The sequence below is a fragment of the Pseudomonas sp. MOIL14HWK12:I1 genome (genome assembly GCF_000510705.1).
Lineage (GTDB): Bacteria > Pseudomonadota > Gammaproteobacteria > Pseudomonadales > Pseudomonadaceae > Chryseomonas > Chryseomonas oryzihabitans.
This window is the reverse complement of sequence record NZ_KI783307.1, coordinates 1,332,707-1,350,395: the sequence shown is the minus strand read 5'-3', so window position 1 is coordinate 1,350,395 and position 17,689 is coordinate 1,332,707. Positions and strand designations below refer to the sequence as shown.

Here is a 17,689-nt window from a genome sequence, read left to right as displayed (position 1 = left end):
TCATGAGACGGGACAGGGAGTAAACACGTTTTCCGCACCCGATCAAAGCGTTACGCGTCCTTGCGTCAAAAATCGCGGCGATAGAAGAAATCCAGGGAGTTGGCCAGACCGCTGGCGATCTCCAGATAGAGCCGGCGGGTGAGCTGGTAGCGCAGGGCGACGGTGTTGGCGGAATCGAACACCCCTACCCCATAACGCACCGACAGCCTGTCGGTGAGATTGCCCGAGGCGACCACGCTGGTCTTGTCCCCCGAACCGGCGGTATCCAGCTGGAAGTTCTGGATACCCAATCGCTGCGCCAGGGCGCCGGCGGTGCCGGAGCTGCCGGCCAGGCCGAGGGCCAGTGCCGCCTGACCGAGCACGTTGTTGTCCCCTTCGCTGCCGCTGGAAAGCGGGCGTCCCAGCACTAGGTAGGCCAGCGCCTGCTCCTGGCTCATGCTCGGTTCGGAGAACACCTCGATGCGCGGCTGCTGGGCGAAACCCGAAAGCCGCAGGCCGGCGGTGACGTTCTGCTCCTGCACCACCCGCACGGCTTCCACATCGATATAGGGCTGGGCGATGGGCCCCTGGAAGAACAGCCGTGCGCGTCTCATGGTGAGGCGCTGACCATAGGCGTTGTAGCGACCGTTGCGCAGGTTCAGCTCGCCGCGGGTGTCGAGGTTGTCGCCGATGTGCACCTTGCCAACGATTTCGGCGGACAGGCCGAAGGCATCGAAGGTGAGCTTGTCGGATCCGACCAGCACATCGACGTCCATGGCGATCTGCATCGCCGGCTGCTTGGCCGGAGCCTCCTGGCCGACGATGACGGCATCGTCCGACACCTTGACCGTGGATGGCGGCAGCTGCTGCACCTGGATGCGCCCGCGCGGCACCCGCACCTCGCCGGCCAGGGCCAGGCGGCCGTCCTTCATCAGGATCTTGAGATCGGGCGCCACTTCCAGCTGCGCATAGGGCTCGACATTGACCGGCAGCTTGTCGCCGGTGACCGCCACATTGACGTCCAGGCCGTTGGCCCAGCCTACGCTGCCCCGGATCTGGCCGCGCCCCTGGGTGCCGCTGCGCCAGCCGCCGTCGAGCAGCGCGGTGTCGCCCTGGATGCGGGCGGTCAGGCCGAGGTCCTGCAGGCGCGTCGGCACGCTGCCGCCGCCGATGTCGCCCCCGCTGAGCTGGATCTGGCCGTTTACCCTCGGTTGCAGCAGAGTGCCACCCAGCTCGCCGGCACCGTTGATCTTGCCTTCGAGGTGTTCGATGCCTTCGACGAAGGCCTTGCCTAGGGCCAGATTCAGGCCCTGCAACTGGAAGCGACCGGCCAGCGCCTGGTTCGGATCGCGGGGATCCAGCCGCGCCTGGATATCCAGCCGGCCAAGGTCGGCACTGGTCAGGCGCACCTGGGTGTCCACCTGCTGCGGCTTCAGGGCGCTGGTGACGTCTAAGCTGTCGTAGCTGAAGGTCTGCCACTGGCCAGCGGCGTCGCGCAGCTTGAGGCTGCCACGACCGGCCTGGAGCCGGATTTCGCCATCGGGTCCGGCCTTGGGCAGGCGCAGGTCGACGTCGCCATCGAGGGTGCCCTGCCAGGCCAGTTCCGGGGGCAGCAGCGGTTGCAGACTGGCGAGCGGGAAGGCGCGCAGGTGCCAGGCGAGACGGGTATCGGGCAGCAGTTGCTGATCGTCGCCACAGAGGCTGGCCGCGCCGGACCGCCAGCAGTGCCGGCTCAGTTCCAGACGCCCGTTGGCCAGGCGCTCGATGCGCGCGGGGCTTTGCAGGGTCCAGTTCTGGCCACTGGCGGCAACCGAGCCGCGGGCCAGTTGGCCTTTCCAGTCACCGTTGTCGGCCAGGGTACCGCCGGCCGTGAGCGCCAGGTTGAGCTGTGGCCCCTTGAGCGACAGCTCGGCCTGCTGCTGGCGGCGATCGCCCTGCCCCTGCAGGCGCAGGACGCCGAAATCGCGCCCGGCCGCCTGCAGACCCTGGGCGGTCAGCTCCAGGTTGCCGCGCTGGCGATCATCTAGGGTCGCCGCCAGCGCCAGGCTGCTCATGCGGTTGTCGGCATAGGCGAGCTGGCGCCCGTCGAGGCGCAGCTGGCCAGCCGGCGCCTTGAGGGTTCCGGCCAGATCCAGGCGGCCCTGGACGCTGCCGGACAGATCGGGCCAGAGCTGGCCGAGGCGCCGCAGATCCAGTTGCAGCTGGCCCTGCAGCCGTTGATCGAGGGCGCCCTGTCCCTGGATGCGGTTGTCACCCAGGCGGATGTCCAGCTGCGGGACCTGCCACTGCTCGCCGGCGCCCTTGGCCTTGGCTGCCAGCACGGCCGGCTGGTTGCGCAGCCGACCCTTGAGATCCAGGTCGGCATCCAGCTGCAGGCGGCCATCCTTGAAGGCACCGGAACTGCGCAGCGGACCGGCCAGGCTGCCGGGCAGCTGGGCGACCCAAAAGGCCGGATCCAGGCGGCTCAGATCCAGGGCCACCTGCCAGCTCACGCCCTCGGCGAAGCCCAGGTTGACCTTGCCCTGCGCCCGCCCCTGGCCGGCTTGCAGGTCCAGCGAGGGCAGATTGAGCTGGGTGGTATCGCCGCTGAAGGGGGTGGCCAGGGTGAAGGCGCCGGCCGGACCGGTCGCCGCAGCCTTGAGATTGCCCAGGTAGGCACCATCCCTATAGGCCACCTCGCCCTGCAGACGCTGCAGACTTACCGGGGGCTCCGCCATGGGATACAGCCGGCGCCAGGGAAAGTCGCGCCAATCCAGGGTGGCGTCGGCGGCGAGCCCCTGCTGCCAGTCGATCTGGCCAGCCAGCGCCACACGCTGCTCGGGCGCGGCCTGGAGGCGCAAGGCCGAGATCCGCGCGCCCTTGGCATCGACGCGACCCTCCAGATTCAGGTCCACCGGACCGCCCTCGCCCGGCAGTTTCGCCTGGCCGACCAGGGCGTAGCCCGCAGCCAGATCGCCTCGCGCGGTCAGCTTGAGGTCGTTCAGCCGCAGGGTATCGGGCAGGCTGGCGGCCGCCTTGAAGCCATCGGCCACCAGTTGCAGATCGGCCGGGACGTTGTCCGCCAGCGGCTGCACCGTGCCGGTCAGGCGGCCGGGCAGATAGCCGCTGCTGTCGGCCTCCAGCTGCAAGGTCTTCTGCAATTCGCCGTTCAGCTTGAGCGCCAGCGACCAGGGCGCGGCCTCCGGCGCAGGCAGGCCGAGGGTGCCCTGCAACTGCAGCGGCCAGGCGCCGCTGGGCTGCAACCGGCCGTGGGTATCCAGGGTGATGCCGTGCGCCATGCCGGCCAGGCGCTCGATGGCTATCCCGTCAGCCTGCCAGCGGGCCTGGAGCTCCAGGTCGCGGGCTTGTTCGGCGTCGTTGTAGCGGATCTCGCCGATCCGTACCTCACCTAGCTGCACCCCCAACGGCAAGCCGAGGCTGGGCAACTGGATGGGCCCGCTCTTCTCCGGCGCCGGCTCGGGACTGGGCGCCTGCTCGATGGCGACGCGCGAGGCGACCAAGGTATCGATGCACAGCTGCAGCCTGAGCAGGCAGGCGGGTCGCCAGGCGAATTCGGGTGCCTCGACCGTCACCCGAGTGGCGCCCCCCTCCCAGACCAGCTGCCGGGCCTGCCAATGGCCACCCAGGCGCCCCTGGAAGTCGGTCAGGGTCAGACCCGGCACCCGTTCCAGCACCAGCCGGCTGACGCTGGCGTTGCCCAGCACCAGGGCGAGAAGGAGGATCAGCGCGCCCAGCAGGGCCGCCAGTACGCCGAGGATGACACCGCCTACCGACTTCACAGCTCAGGTCCTATGGAAAAGTGCAGGCGGATACCGCCGGGTTCGTCGAGACCGTGCGCCAGGTCGACGCGGATCGGGCCGACCGGCGAGACCCAGCGCACGCCCACGCCGACGCTGGTCTTGAGTTCGTAGTTGTTGAGGTCGTTGAAGGCGCTGCCCTGGTCGATGAAGGTGGCCAGCCGCCACTTGTCGCGCAGGGGATACTGGTATTCGACCCCACCGGCGACCAGGTAGCGACCGCCCACGTAGTCGCCTTCGTCGTTTTCCGGCGACAGGGTCTGGTAGTCGTAGCCGCGAACGCTCTGGTCACCGCCGGCGAAGAAGCGCAGCGATGGCGGGACCTTGTTGTAGCCATTGGTGAAGTTGCCGCCCAGTTGCAGGCGTCCGAGGAAGCGGTGCCCGTCGCCCACCGTGATCAGGCCACGGGCCAGCGCCGTGGTGTGGATCATGTTGGCATCCGAGAGCAACCCCTCCTTCGCCGCCGAGACGCCGAACTGCAGGCGATAGCCGCGATTGGGGTCGATGCGGTTGTCGCTGCGCAGCAGGGAGAAATCCACCCCAGGCATCACCAGGTTGGAGGTGCCCTCATCGTCGCCCAGCCGATAGCTTTCGTTGCGCCACTTGAGCGAGAGCACCCGCTCCCAGCCGTTGGGAAACTTGCGATGCCACTCGGGCCCCACGGTCAGCAACTGGCTGAGGGAGTCGTCGTTGGCGATCTGCTCGTACTGGTAGCCGCCGGCGAAGCGGAACTTGTCGTTGATCGGGTCCTGCCCGGGAATGTCGTACCAGGTGGCGATGCTCTGGCGTGGCGCCGACAACTCGGCCTCGGCGCCCAGGCTGTGGCCCTGGGGATTGAGCCAGTGATTTTCCCAGGTGAATCTCAGCCGCGGACCGACATCGGTGGAGTAGCCGGGGCCGAAACCGAAGGTGCGCGGCTTGCGCGTGCGCAGAGTGACCGTCACCGGCACCTCGGCGGCGCCTTCCTGCTTGGGATAGGTATCGAGCCGCGCCCCATCGAAGAAGCCGCTGGCCAACAGATTGCTCTGGAAATCGGCGATCAGCTCGGAATCGTAGGGCGTCCTCTGGGCGAAGGGCACCATGCGCTGAAGCAGATCGGGATCGAAGGGCGCATCCCCTTCGAAGGACACCTTGCCGAGGACGAAACGCGGCCCGCTGTCGAACACCAAGGCGATGTCGGCAAATCCGGTAGCGGGATCGATCCGCAGCTGGTGCTGGGTAAAGATGCCGCGAAAGAAACCATACCGTTGCGCCTGATTCTGGATCAGGCTCTTGGCGTCTTCGTAGAGGCCCTGGTTCAGCGGCTGGCCCGCCTTGAGTCCGGCCGGTATCGGCTGGCGAAAGGCGCGCAACTCGCGCGCCGGCCCTTCGATACGGATATCCACGTTGCGCAGCCTGACCGGCTCGCCGGGGCGTACCTCGACCACCAGCCGTGGCGTCTCCCCCGGCTCGACGCGGGTCTCGATCTGCGCATGGTAGTAGCCGAGTGCCTGGGCTGCCTGCTCGGCCTGCCGCTCCGTCGCCGGGCGTAGGCGTTGCAACCCGGCGACATCGCGCCCTTCGACGGAGCCGATATAGGCCTGGATGTTGTCTCGCAAGGCGTTATTGGCAGGCTGGACGCGAACGCTGACTTCGGCGGGTGCCGCCCAGGCCACGCCGTGCAGACAACAAATTCCAATCAGGGCGCGGCGTAGAGCGTTCGGCTTATTCATACAGGGATGCTAACGGGCGTTGCGCTGTGAGACAAACGGGAGTGGCCAGGGTTCGCCCGCCTGCCGCTTCGGCGACAGGCTTTCTGCTAGGCTAGGGCCATCCACCTTTAGAGAGGGCGTTATGAAGGTAGTTTGCTTCAATATCAATGGCTTGCGCGCAAGACCTCATCAACTTTCTGCCATCATCGAACGCTATGAGCCGGATGTGATCGGACTGCAGGAAACCAAGGTCTCGGATGACCAGTTTCCCCGGGCCGAGGTCGAGGCCCTGGGTTATCACGTGCACTACCATGGCCAGAAGGGTCATTACGGCGTGGCCCTGCTGTCGCGCCTGGCGCCCCTGGAGTTGCACAAGGGCTTTCCCGGCGATGGCGAAGAGTCCCAGAAGAGATTCATCTATGGCGTCTTCGCCGACCGCCAGGGTCAGCCGCTGGTGGTCATGAACGGCTATTTCCCCCAAGGCGAGAACATCGCCCATCCGACAAAATTCCCTGGCAAGAGGAAGTTCTACGCGGATCTTCAGAATCTACTTGAAGAGCGCTTCTCGCCGGACACGCCCTTGCTGCTGATGGGCGACTTCAATATCTCGGCCCAGGATCGTGATATTGGCATCGGCGCCGCCAATGCCAAGCGCTGGCTGCGGACCGGCGCCTGCAGCTTTCAACCGGAAGAACGCGAATGGATGCAGCGGCTGCTGGGCTGGGGCCTGCTCGACAGCTATCGCCATCTGCATCCCGAAGTCGACGATCGCTTCAGCTGGTTCCCCTATCGCAGTCGCGGTTTCGAGGACGAACCCAAGCGCGGCCTGCGCATCGACACCATCCTCGCTTCGCGGGCCTTGCGCGAGCGCATCGTCTCCGCCGGGGTGGACTACGAGATCCGCGGCATGGAGAAACCCTCCGACCATGCGCCGATCTGGCTGGAATTGGCGTGAGCGGCTGTCACATCGACGTCATGCGGCATGCCTAAGGTGTCGGCCTCGCCTTTAGGCTCGAGGCCGACCCATGAATTGCTCCGCCCCGGTATTCCGCCGCGCCTTTCTGCGGCGAGCGGTGCTCGCGACCCTGCTTCCTCTGCTGCCCTCACCCCTGTTGGCCAGCGAATCCACGACCATCCTCCTGCGCCTGCAGGGCTCCAACACCATCAATGCCCGGCTCGGGCCACGTCTGGTCGCGGCCCTGCTCGCCGAACGCGGCTATCGGGATCCACAGGTGGTGCCCACCGCCGTCATGGACGAATGGCACCTGATGGCCCGAGCCCCGCAGGGCAATACCGTGGCCGTGCAGATCGCGGCCCATGGCTCCAGTACCGGCTTTACCGCCCTGGCCGCGGGCGCGACCGATCTCGCCGCGGCCTCGCGCCCCATCACCGATAGCGAAGTGAGTGCCCTGGCCAATCTGGGTGACCTGCGCAGCAAGGAAGCGGAATACGTCATCGGCCTGGATGGTCTGGCGATCATCGTGCATCCCGGCAATCCGCTGCGGGAACTCGATTTGCAGCAATTGGCGCAGGTCTTCTCCGGCGACGTTGGCGACTGGCAGCAGCTGGGCGGCACGCCCGGCCCGATCCGGATCTATGCGCGGGATGACCGCTCGGGTACCTACGACACCTTTCGCGAGCTGGTCCTGAATCCGGCCGGCAAACGCCTGAGCGCTGCCGCCCGGCGCTTCGAGTCCAACGAGGAATTGGCGCAGCGGGTGGCCGACGATCCCGCCGGCATAGGCTTCACCAGCCTGGCGGCGGCTGCCGGATCGCCAAAGCTTGCCCTGCGCGACGGTGAAGGCCGCGCCATCGCGCCCAGCGAAGCCAGCATCGCCACCGAAGACTATCCGCTCGCCCGCCGCCTCTTCCTCTATGCACCGCCGGCTCAGCGTTCGGACTGGACGCGGAGCCTGCTGGAATTCAGCCAGACCCCGGCGGGCCAGGCGGTGGTGCAGCAAAGCGGCTTCGTCGCCCAGCGCATCGAGCCCCTGACCATAGGCGACACCCGCGGCATGCCTCCGGCCTACAGCGAGCTGGCGCGCCGGGCGCAGCGCCTCACGGTCAACTTCCGCTTCACCGCCGGCAGCGCACGCCTGGACAACAAGGCACTGCGCGATGTCGAGCGGCTGGCCGCCTTCATGCGCCAGCCCGAGAACGCCAACCGGCAGCTGATCCTGGTGGGCTTCAACGATGCCACCGAGGATCCGGCACGGGCATCTCTACTGGCGCGCCTGCGGGCCACCGCGGTGGCCACGGCGCTGCGCCATCAGCAGGCCTTCGCCAGCGAAGTGCTCTCCCTGGGCGACCAGTTGCCGGTTGCCGGACTGTCAGCCAATGGCCGGGTCAAGAACCGGCGTGTCGAGGCCTGGATCCATTAGCGATCGCCTGGCTGATTCTTTGGCAGGAAACGGTAGGAAGCAACGGACGGCGTCATCGCCTTGGTGGGTAGAGGGCAGTTGCCGAGTCACCCTGGATACAGATTTCGACTGCGTTTCGAGCGCTACTCTGTACTTAAAGTGATTTCTCACAAAGTACCTATACCCAACACTAAAATAATCTCTCAAGCTCATGTTTTTGAATGACTTTTAAATAATAAAAGACTCCAATTACACGCGCTCACCGGGATGCTGGCGCCACTCCTTCCAATCCCTGTACGGATTCGCCCGGCTTGATCCCGCGCGCCGCAAACCAGCCGGCCTGGGCCTCCAGCGCATAGCGCGCCGGCGCCCTCGAGCAGTGCCGGGTATCGGTCAGCGGCTGCATCTCGACCGTGTTGAGGATCCTGCCGCTGGCATCGATGAAGGCGGCGGCCAGCGCGCTGGGGGTATCGCGCATCCACAGGCAGCGCTCGTCATCCCCGGCGAAGACGAACAGCATGCCCTCGCGAGCAGCCAGTGGCGGTCGCCCCATCAATCCCTGGGCCCGTTGCGCCGGTGTCGCCGCCACCTCGACGGCCAGGCGCTGCTCACCGATGCGCAATTCGATCCGCTCCGCCGCCCAGCCGGGCAAGGCCACCCACGCGGCCAACAGCAGCAGACCACCCCAGCCAGTGCCTGGCGCCCGCTTCGCTCCCTCTCGAGCGTGGACAAAAAATGTCATCGCATGTGACCTTTACCGGACGAAAGCAATCTATCCCACATTGTCAGACAACCTCTCGAGTCCGATGTCGACCGCCAGCCTACCGCCCGCACCCTCACCCGCTCTGGCCACCCGCATCACCCTGGGTACGGTGCTCTTCACCTTTATCGCCTACCTTACCATCGGCATTCCCCTGGCCGTGCTGCCGGGCTATGTGCACGACCAGCTGGGCTTCAACTCCATCATCGCCGGCCTGGTGATCAGCAGTCAGTACCTGGCGACGCTGTTCTCACGCTCCCATGCCGGGCGCATCATCGACACGGTCGGCGCCAAGCAGTCGGTGCTCTACGGCATGCTCGGCTGCGGGCTCAGCGGCGTGCTGATGCTGGCGTCGGTGCTTCTGCAGGCCTGGCCCTGGGTCAGCCTCGTCGCCCTGCTGCTCGGCCGATTGGTGCTGGGCTGCGCCGAAAGCCTTTCGGGTACCGGCGCCATCTCCTGGGCGATCGGTCGGGTCGGTCCGACCAACACCGCCAAGGTGATCTCCTGGAACGGCGTCGCCAGCTATGGCGCCCTGGCCATCGGCGCGCCGCTGGGCGTGGTGCTGGTGGATACCCTGGGGCTGTGGATCATGGGTGTCAGCATCATCGGCCTGGCCGCCCTGGGCTATCGCATCGCCAAGCCCCGCCCGCCCATCGTCCCGGTCCGCGGCGAGCGCCTGCCCTTCACCACGGTGCTGGGCCGGGTCCTGCCCTTCGGGCTCGGCCTGGCGCTGGGCGGCATCGGCTTCGGCACCCTGGCAACCTTCATCACCCTCTATTACGCCAGTCAGGGCTGGAGCGGCGCGGCCCTGTGCCTGACCGTGTTCGGTTCCTTCTTCATCGGGGTACGCCTGGTCTGCGCCAACGCCATCAATCGCCACGGTGGCTTTCGTGTCGCCATCGTCAGCCTGGCGGTGGAAGCCGTCGGCCTGGCCGTCCTCTGGCTGGCCCCCAGCGTGACCACTGCCCTGGTAGGCGCGGCGCTCACCGGCATCGGTTTCTCGCTGGTGTTCCCGGCGCTGGCCGTGGAGGCGGTGCAGCGGGTGCCGTCCTCCAACCGGGGCGCCGCCCTGGCCGGCTATTCGGTGTTCATCGACCTCTCCCTGGCGGTGACCGGTCCGCTGATCGGGGCGGTGGCCACCCATTTCGGCTATGCCGCGAGCTTTCTCTGCGCCGCGCTGGCCGCGCTGGCAGGCCTGGCGCTCAGCGTTCGCCTCCTCTGCCGTTTCGACGAGTCCTCTCGAGAACAGCCATGACCACGACCGCCCCAGCCGCCAGCTCCCTCGCCGTCACGCTGCGTATCGTTTCCATCGTCGTCTTCAGCTTCCTGCTGTTCCTGGCGATCGGCCTGCCGCTGGCGATCCTGCCGGGCTACGTGCACGACGATCTCGGCTACGGCTCGGTCATCGCGGGACTGGCGATCAGCATCCAGTACCTCGCCACCCTCTTCACCCGCCCCCTGGCCGGCAAGCTGGCCGACAGCATCGGCGCCAAGCGCGGGGTGATCTACGGCCTTTTCGGCTGCGTCGCCTGTGGCGTGCTCACCCTGCTGGCCACCTCGCTGCAAAGCGTGCCTGGCCTCAGCCTGGGCCTACTGATCGTCGGCAGGATCATTCTCGGCATGTCCCAGGCCATGATAGGCACTGGCTGCCTGAGCTGGGGCATGGGCAGCGTCGGCATGCAGCACGTCAGCAAGGTAATCTCCTGGAATGGCATCGCCGCCTATGGCGCCCTGGCCCTGGGCGCCCCCCTGGGCGTGGCCATGGTCGCGGGTCTGGGCCTGTGGAGCCTGGGCGTGGCTATCGCGCTGCTTGGCGCCCTGGGGCTGGCCCTGGCCTGGAACAAGGAGCCGGCACCGGTGATTCCCGGTGAGCGACTGCCCTTTCACAAGGTGTTCTGGCGCATCAGCCCCTTCGGCCTCTGCCTGCTGCTGAGCTCCATCGGCTTTGGCGCCATCGCCACCTTCGTCACGCTCTACTACGCGAGCAACGGCTGGCCCAATGCCGCCTTTTGCCTGACCGCCTTTGGCGCCGCCTTCATCTGCGCGCGACTGCTGTTCGCCGGCACCATCAACAAGCTGGGTGGTTTTCGGGTCGCCCTGGCCTGTTTCGCCGTCGAGACCCTGGGTCTGCTGCTGCTCTGGCTGGCGGTCACGCCGCAGATGGCACTGATCGGCGCGGCCATGGCCGGGTTCGGGCTGTCGCTGGTCTATCCAGCCCTAGGTGTGGAAGCCATCGTCAAGGTTCCCCCGACCAACCGTAGCGCCGCCCTGGGCGCCTATTCGCTGTGCCTGGATCTGGCCCTGGGCATCACCGGTCCACTGGCCGGCGCTATCGCCAATGGCTTCGGCTTCAGCGCCATTTTCCTCTTCGCCGGCCTCATGGCCCTGGCTGGCCTGGGGCTCAGCGCCCTGCTCTATCACCGGGCGCTGCGCGAACGCCCTGACCTGACGCCGGCCTGACCGCAGGTGAAATCGGATGCGCGCCTACAGCGGACCGGGATCCGGAATCGGCGCTGGCGGCTTGGCCGGCTCGGTCAGGTTCTCGACCACTTCGTCGGGGATCTCGGTATCGATCTCCTCGTCAGCCATGTCGGAATCGTTCAGCGGTGCCTGATCGCCACCCAGCCAGAGGGCGAGCGGGGACGTGGTATCGGGCGCGGGAGAAAGAGAAAGGATCATGCCGTGGCTCCTGTGCCGGTCGGTCTCAGAGGTTAGTAGGTCGGCGGCGCCAGATGTTTCATCCTGACGCTTACCGCACGTCGCCCGACTGCCAAGCGGCGTCGCCCCCTTGCCAGAGCCTTCGCGCGAGTCAGCTGCCTGGACCTAGAGGCTCATCCCTAAAAAAGCTGAGTGCTGATCCGGGCCATTGGCCAGCAGCCTGGCCCAAGGCTGACTAGACTTCAGGTATTTCTCCACTCCGGACTGCCTGCCTATGGATACGCCGACCCGCTCCGCCAGCACCCCGAATCTGCTCGCCGTCGTGGCCGAGGACGAACTGCTGCTCCAGGCACTGGTCCGCGAGGTCCTCAAGCAGGAAGGCTTCCATGTCGAGACCTTCGGCACTGCCGATGCCGCCCTGCAGTTTCTCGAGCTGCACTGGCAGCAGGTCAATGTGGTGGTGTCGAACGTGCGGATGCCGGGCGTGATCGACGGCGTCCAGTTGGCGAAGATCGTCAGTGAACGCTGGCCCGCGGTGCCCTTCGTACTGATGTCCGGCTACGCCGGTCTGAGAAATGACATTCCGTCCGGGGTGCCCTTCCTGCACAAGCCGTGGACACTGGATCAGCTGACCGAAGCGATCTGGAAAGTGGTACCCCGGCCTGGCACCCCCGATCCGACCGCCCGCTAGTCCAGCGACACCCGGCCGCCGCCAGCCCCGTACAAAGGACCTCGCAGCTATGACACAATAGGCGGCATGTCGGGCGCCGCCCGCCTTTACCGCAGCCCAGCCAGGCCGCCGCGCTTCGTCGCGACCCCTCGACCCTGCCCGCTGGAGCTCTGCCCATCCGATCGAAACGCCTTGCCCAAGCTGCCCGCCGGCTCGGGCTGCAGGCGAGCTCCGGTCTGAAACCCCTACAGGTACCCCCCCCTTGATCTCCACCGCTAACATCACCATGCAGTTTGGCGCCAAGCCGCTGTTCGAGAACGTATCCGTCAAATTCGGCAATGGCCATCGCTACGGCCTGATCGGCGCCAACGGCTGCGGCAAGTCCACCTTCATGAAGATTCTCGGCGGTGACCTGGAACCCACTGGCGGCCAGGTGATGCTCGAGCCCAACGTGCGCCTGGGCAAGCTGCGCCAGGACCAGTTCGCCTACGAGGATTGCACGGTCATCGACACCGTGATCATGGGCCATGCCGAGCTGGCCAAGGTCAAGGCCGAGCGCGACCGCATCTATTCCCTCCCGGAAATGAGCGAAGACGACGGCATGGCCGTGGCCGAGCTGGAGGTCCAGTTCGCCGAATACGACGGCTACACCGCCGAAGCCCGTGCCGGCGAACTGCTGCTCGGCCTGGGCATCCCCCAGGACCAGCACTTCGGCCCCATGAGCGCCGTCGCTCCCGGCTGGAAGCTGCGCGTGCTGCTGGCCCAGGCGCTCTTCTCCGATCCGGAACTGCTGCTGCTCGACGAACCGACCAACCATCTGGACATCAACACCATCCGCTGGCTGGAAGGCATCCTGGTCGCCCGCAACAGCACCATGATCATCATTTCCCACGATCGCCACTTCCTGAACAGCGTCTGCACCCATATGGCCGACCTGGATTACGGCGAACTGCGCCTGTTCCCCGGCAACTACGACGAGTACATGACCGCGGCCACCCAGGCCCGCGAGCGCCTGCTGTCGGACAACGCCAAGAAGAAGGCCCAGATCGCCGAGCTGCAGCAGTTCGTCAGCCGCTTCTCGGCCAACGCCTCCAAGGCCAAGCAGGCCACCAGCCGGGCGCGTCAGATCGACAAGATCCAGCTGGACGAGGTCAAGCCGTCCAGCCGCGTCAGCCCCTTCATCCGCTTCGAGCAGTACAAGAAGCTGCACCGCCAGGCGGTGACCCTGGAAAACGTCACCCAGGGCTTCGACGGCACCCCGCTGTTCAAGCGTCTCGGCCTGCAGATCGAAGCCGGCGAGCGGGTCGCCATCATCGGCCCCAACGGGATCGGCAAGACCACCCTGCTGCGCACCCTGGTGGGCGAGATGGCGCCGCAGAGCGGCGAGGTGAAGTGGACCGACAGCGCGGACGTGGGCTACTTCGCCCAGGACCACGCCGAGGACTTCGCCGACGACGTCACCCTGTTCGACTGGATGGGTCAGTGGACCCAGGGCGGCGAACAGATGGTGCGCGGCACCCTGGGTCGCATGCTGTTCTCCAGCGACGACATCCAGAAGTCGGTCAAGGTCATCTCCGGTGGCGAGCAGGGTCGCATGCTGTTCGGCAAGCTGATCCTGAAGAAGCCCAATGTGCTGGTGATGGATGAACCCACCAACCACCTGGACATGGAATCCATCGAGGCGCTGAACCTGGCGCTGGAAAACTATCCGGGCACCCTGATCTTCGTCAGCCACGACCGCGAATTCGTCTCTTCGCTGGCCACCCGCATCCTCGACATGAGCGAGGCCGGGGTGGTGGATTTCAGCGGCAGCTACGACGACTATCTGCGCAGCCAGGGTATCAACGGCTGAGGCGAGGTTCGTGTAGTGGGTCGCGACACCCACTACACGAATAAAATAGAGGGTGCCCTAAGCAGTTACCCTAGGTATCATTTCGCACCGAAACGGGTACTCGACCAGGATCGCCGCGATCATCACCTATCGTTTGCGCCGGGAGACCAGGGGTCTCCTGCCACGTCTCGTAACACGTAGCGCCCCCTTCCGGCACGCTCGACGGGTTCCCTGTCGCATCCTGATCTCCCCGCCTGGTACCGGCCTCCGCCGGTCCGCCAGGACCCTTGCTCCCCACTCAACAAATCAGAACATTGCCGGACGGCCGCTGTCGCAACTGACTGCCATGCCCTACCGGTTGCTCACCCCTGCCCGGCCGTTCGCGGTCAGCCCGGGGTTGCCCAACTCGAGGGCGGGCTCCGACGCCCGCTCTCCCTCAGGTGTAAAGCGAGACACTGTCTCAGGAGTACGATGAATGCACAGTGGTAACGAAGAGTCGGATTTCGTTTTCGTCGGCGCGGGAATCATGAGTGCGACCCTGGCGGTCATGCTCAAGGAACTGGAGCCCACGAGCACCGTCGAGGTGCTCGAGCTGCTCGACGTAGGCGCGGCGGAGAGTTCCAACCCCTGGAACAACGCCGGAACCGGCCATGCGGCCCTCTGCGAGCTGAACTACACGCCGGAAAAGGCGGACGGCAGCATCGACATCACCAAGGCCCTCAGCATCAACGGCATGTTCGAGGCCTCCAAGCAGTTCTGGTCCTACCTGGTCGAGGAAGGCCACTTCGGCTCGCCGCGCGCCTTCATCAGCCCGGTGCCGCACATGTCCTTCGTCCATGGCGCCAAGGACATGGCCTTCCTGCGCAAGCGCTACGAGGCCCTCAAGGACCACGCCTGCTTCGACGGCATGGAGTATTCCGAGGATCACGCCAAGCTGCGCGAGTGGATGCCCCTGGTGATGGAAGGCCGGCCGGCCACCGAAGCCGTGGCCGCGACCCATGTGGCCGGGGGTACCGACGTCAACTTCGGCGCCCTGACCATGAGCCTGCTCGGTCACCTGCAGACCCGTCCCGGCACCCAGGTCCGCTACAACCAGAAGGTGGTGGACCTGACCCGCGAGGCCGACCAGCGCTGGCGCCTGACCATCGAGGACAGTCGTTCCGGTGCCACCCGCACCCTGATCGCCAAGTTCGTCTTCCTCGGCGCCGGTGGCGCGGCCCTGCCGCTGCTGCAGAAGTCCGGCATCCCCGAGGGCGCCGGCTACGGTGGCTTTCCGGTGAGCGGCCAGTGGCTGCGCTGCGACGATCCGCACATCGTCGAACGGCACCAGGCCAAGGTCTACGGCCTGGCCGGCGTCAACTCGCCGCCGATGTCGGTCCCGCACCTGGACACCCGGGTGGTGGATGGCAAGAAGTCCCTGCTGTTCGGACCCTTCGCCGGCTTCACCACCAAGTTCCTCAAGCGCGGCTCCTTCCTCGACCTGCCCAAGTCGATCAAGTCGGGCAACATTGGCCCCATGCTCGCCGTGGCGCGGGACAACATGCCGCTGACCCGCTATCTGGTCGGCCAGGTGCTGCAATCCTTCGACCAGCGCGTCGAGGAACTGCGGGCCTTCTACCCGGCCGTGCGCAAGCAGGACTGGCGCCTGGAAGTGGCGGGCCAGCGGGTGCAGATCATCAAGAAGGATCCGCAGAAAGGCGGCGTGCTGCAATTCGGCACCGAGATCGTCGCCTCCGGCGACGGCACCATCGCCGCACTGCTGGGCGCCTCCCCGGGTGCATCCACCTCGGTGTCCATCATGCTGACCCTGGTCGAGCGCTGCTTCCCCAGCCGCTTCCAGAGCGAAGACTGGCAGGCCAAGCTGCGCGCCATGTTCCCGGCCTTCGGTCACAAGCTGGCGGAAGAGCCCGAACTGCTGCGCGAAGTGCGCGAGCGCACCACCCGCGTGCTGCAACTCGACCAGCCGGCCTGACCCCACCGGGATGGCCCACTGGCGGGCCATCCCTGCGCCTGACGTCCCCACCCCGGCAAACCGCCCCCTCTCCTCCTAGGAGAGGGTTGGGGTGAGGGGCTATCGCCCTCCGACGTTTGCCTAATCCCCCAGCGCCGCGCCCTCCCGCCGCGGATCGGCGCCGCCCTGCCAACCTGAGCCCATTCGGCGGATCACCTGGATGCCGCTGGTCATCTCGTCTTCGCGTACCTGGTGCCCACGCTGCTCCAGTGCCTGGCGCAAGGCCGGGGTGGTCTCGCCGCGCTCCAGCTCGGTGGGGCCGTTACGGCTGCCGAAATTCGGCAGGCCCGCAGCCGCCTGGGGATCCAGCTGCCAGTCCAGCAAGCCGACCAGGGTCTTGACCACATAGCCGGCAATCTGCGAACCGCCCGGCGAGCCCAGGGCCGCCAGCAGCTCGCCACTCTGGCGGTCGAACACCAGGGTTGGCGACATGGTCGAGCGCGGTCGCTTGCCCGGCTCCACCCGGTTGGCCACCGGCAGGCCCTTCTCCCGCGGCACGAAGGAAAAGTCCGTCAGCTGATTGTTGAGCATGAAGCCCTTCACCATCAGGTGGGAGCCGAAGTAGCTCTCCACCGTGGTGGTCATGGACAGGGCGCCACCCCAGGCATCCGCCGCCACCACCTGGGAGGTGGAGATGCGCAGCGGCGAGCGATCCGGTGCCCAGGCCAGGGTCGGGCCGGGTGGGACCCCCGGCGCGGCCTTGCCCAGGCTGCGCTCACCGACCTGCTGCGCACGACTGGCCAGATACCCGGGATCGAGCAGCCCCTTGACGTTGACCGGCACCAGCTCCGGATCGGCTACGTACTGGGCGCGATCGGCATAGGCCAGGCGCTCGGCCTCGGCGATCAGGTGCACGGCTTCGGGACGCGGCTCCTGGCCCGCCGGCAGCGCGGTCGGCACTGGCCGCAACGGCGCCAGGGCCCAGGCCGGATCGCGGGCCTCCAGGGCCTGGAGAATGCCCAGGGTCTGGGCCACGGTGATGCCGCCGGCGGGCGGTGGCATGCCGCAGACGCGCCAGCGCTGGTAGTCGGTGCACAGCGGCGTGCGCGTCCTGGCGCGATAGCCGGCCAGGTCCTGAAGACTCAAACTGCCGGGATTGGGGCTCTCCTGCACGGCCCTGGCGATGGCCTGGGCCAGGTCGCCGCGATAGAGCGCTCCGGCGCCCTCCCGGGCGATCACCGCGAGGGTATCGGCCAATTCCGGGTTGCGCAGCCGGGTGCCCACCGGCTTCACCTGTCCCTGGGCATCCAGATAGAGCGCGGCCATCCCGGGTGACTGCTTGAGGAAGGGGTCGTGAAGCAGCTGGTTATGCAGCCGCGGCGACAACGGGAAACCCTCCCGGGCCAGGCGGATGGCCGGCTCGAACAGCACCTGCCAGGCCAGCTTGCCGTGGTCGCGATGCGCCAGCTCAAGGGCCCGCAGCACCCCGGGCACCCCGACCGAACGACCGCCGATCCGTGCCTCCTCGAAGGCCATGGGGCTGCCATCCGGGTGCAGGAAGAGCCTTTCCGTGGCCCCGACTGGCGCGGTCTCGCGACCGTCGTAGGCCTGGACCTTGCGACCGTCCCAGTAGAGCAGGAAGGCGCCGCCGCCAATCCCGGAAGATTGCGGCTCGACCAGGGTCAGGACCGCCTGCATGGCGATGGCGGCGTCGATGGCCGAGCCGCCCTGGCGCAGGATCTCCCGGCCGGCCTCGGCGGCCAGGGGATTGGCCGCGGCCGCCATCTGCCGGGTGGCTGCGCTGGCCGTCAGCCCGGGGCGGTAACCGGAACCGGCCTCGGGGGCCGTGGGCAGGGAGGTCTCGCGAACCTGGCTACAGGCGGCCAGGGTCAGGGACAGGAAAAGGGGCGTGAGGATCGACAGAGGCATTCGCAAGGGGGGCTCCTGGGCAACGGGGGCTTTCGCCCGCCAAGCCTAGCCCATCACCTGCCC

12 protein-coding genes are annotated in these 17,689 nt (G+C 67.0%); 7 read left to right on the top strand and 5 right to left on the bottom strand.

The window, feature by feature from the left end; genetic code table 11:
• Positions 1-65: 65 nt before the first annotated feature.
• Both PSEK12I1_RS0116255 and PSEK12I1_RS0116250 read right to left on the bottom strand, forming a co-directional pair.
• Positions 66-3,758: a translocation/assembly module TamB domain-containing protein gene (locus PSEK12I1_RS0116255; protein WP_027602236.1), complete on the bottom strand. Its 3,693-nt coding sequence runs from the start codon at positions 3,756-3,758 to the stop codon at positions 66-68.
• Positions 3,755-5,488: an autotransporter assembly complex family protein gene (locus PSEK12I1_RS0116250; protein WP_231501014.1), complete on the bottom strand. Its 1,734-nt coding sequence runs from the start codon at positions 5,486-5,488 to the stop codon at positions 3,755-3,757. The genes PSEK12I1_RS0116255 and PSEK12I1_RS0116250 overlap by 4 nt, the downstream gene beginning before the upstream one ends.
• Before the next feature lie 121 nt (positions 5,489-5,609).
• On the opposite strand from PSEK12I1_RS0116250, the gene xthA reads away from it, so the two are divergent.
• On the top strand, positions 5,610-6,422 hold the full coding sequence (gene xthA / locus PSEK12I1_RS0116245) for an exodeoxyribonuclease III (protein ID WP_027602234.1): 813 nt from the start codon (positions 5,610-5,612) through the stop codon (positions 6,420-6,422).
• Positions 6,423-6,492: 70 nt separating this feature from the next.
• Positions 6,493-7,848 carry a substrate-binding domain-containing protein gene (locus tag PSEK12I1_RS0116240; protein ID WP_081737499.1) on the top strand — a complete coding sequence of 452 codons (1,356 nt, stop codon included), beginning with the start codon at positions 6,493-6,495 and terminating at the stop codon, positions 7,846-7,848.
• Between the two features lie 238 nt (positions 7,849-8,086).
• Here the strand turns inward: PSEK12I1_RS0116240 and PSEK12I1_RS0116235 are convergent, their stop codons facing one another.
• Positions 8,087-8,497 (bottom strand): DUF192 domain-containing protein, encoded by a 411-nt coding sequence (locus PSEK12I1_RS0116235; protein ID WP_231501013.1) that lies wholly within the window; start codon positions 8,495-8,497, stop codon positions 8,087-8,089.
• A gap of 136 nt (positions 8,498-8,633) precedes the next feature.
• On the opposite strand from PSEK12I1_RS0116235, the gene PSEK12I1_RS0116230 reads away from it, so the two are divergent.
• Together PSEK12I1_RS0116230 and PSEK12I1_RS0116225 are read left to right on the top strand one after the other, a co-directional pair.
• Positions 8,634-9,842, top strand: a complete 1,209-nt coding sequence (locus tag PSEK12I1_RS0116230) for an MFS transporter (RefSeq protein WP_027599460.1) — start codon at positions 8,634-8,636, stop codon at positions 9,840-9,842.
• Entirely contained in the window at positions 9,839-11,047 is a 1,209-nt protein-coding gene (locus PSEK12I1_RS0116225; RefSeq protein ID WP_027602231.1) for an MFS transporter, read from the top strand. Before PSEK12I1_RS0116230 ends, PSEK12I1_RS0116225 begins: the two co-directional genes overlap by 4 nt.
• Positions 11,048-11,071: 24 nt before the next feature.
• Here the strand turns inward: PSEK12I1_RS0116225 and PSEK12I1_RS0116220 are convergent, their stop codons facing one another.
• Positions 11,072-11,266, bottom strand: coding sequence for a hypothetical protein (locus PSEK12I1_RS0116220; protein WP_007158427.1), 195 nt, complete (start codon positions 11,264-11,266; stop codon positions 11,072-11,074).
• Positions 11,267-11,519: 253 nt separating this feature from the next.
• On the opposite strand from PSEK12I1_RS0116220, the gene PSEK12I1_RS0116215 reads away from it, so the two are divergent.
• From PSEK12I1_RS0116215 to mqo, 3 genes are all read left to right on the top strand, one after another.
• Positions 11,520-11,936, top strand: a complete 417-nt coding sequence (locus tag PSEK12I1_RS0116215; RefSeq protein WP_027602230.1) for a response regulator — start codon at positions 11,520-11,522, stop codon at positions 11,934-11,936.
• Positions 11,937-12,177: 241 nt separating this feature from the next.
• Positions 12,178-13,767: an ABC-F family ATPase gene (locus PSEK12I1_RS0116210; RefSeq protein ID WP_027599464.1), complete on the top strand. Its 1,590-nt coding sequence runs from the start codon at positions 12,178-12,180 to the stop codon at positions 13,765-13,767.
• A 454-nt stretch (positions 13,768-14,221) separates the two neighbouring features.
• Complete coding sequence (mqo, locus tag PSEK12I1_RS0116205) at positions 14,222-15,718, top strand: malate dehydrogenase (quinone) (protein ID WP_007158430.1); 1,497 nt, start codon at positions 14,222-14,224, stop codon at positions 15,716-15,718.
• Positions 15,719-15,838: 120 nt separating this feature from the next.
• On the opposite strand, the gene PSEK12I1_RS0116200 is transcribed toward mqo, so the two are convergent.
• A complete protein-coding gene (locus PSEK12I1_RS0116200) occupies positions 15,839-17,626 on the bottom strand; it encodes a gamma-glutamyltransferase family protein (RefSeq protein WP_037007026.1) in 1,788 nt (595 codons plus the stop codon).
• Between the last annotated feature and the right edge of the window lie 63 nt (positions 17,627-17,689).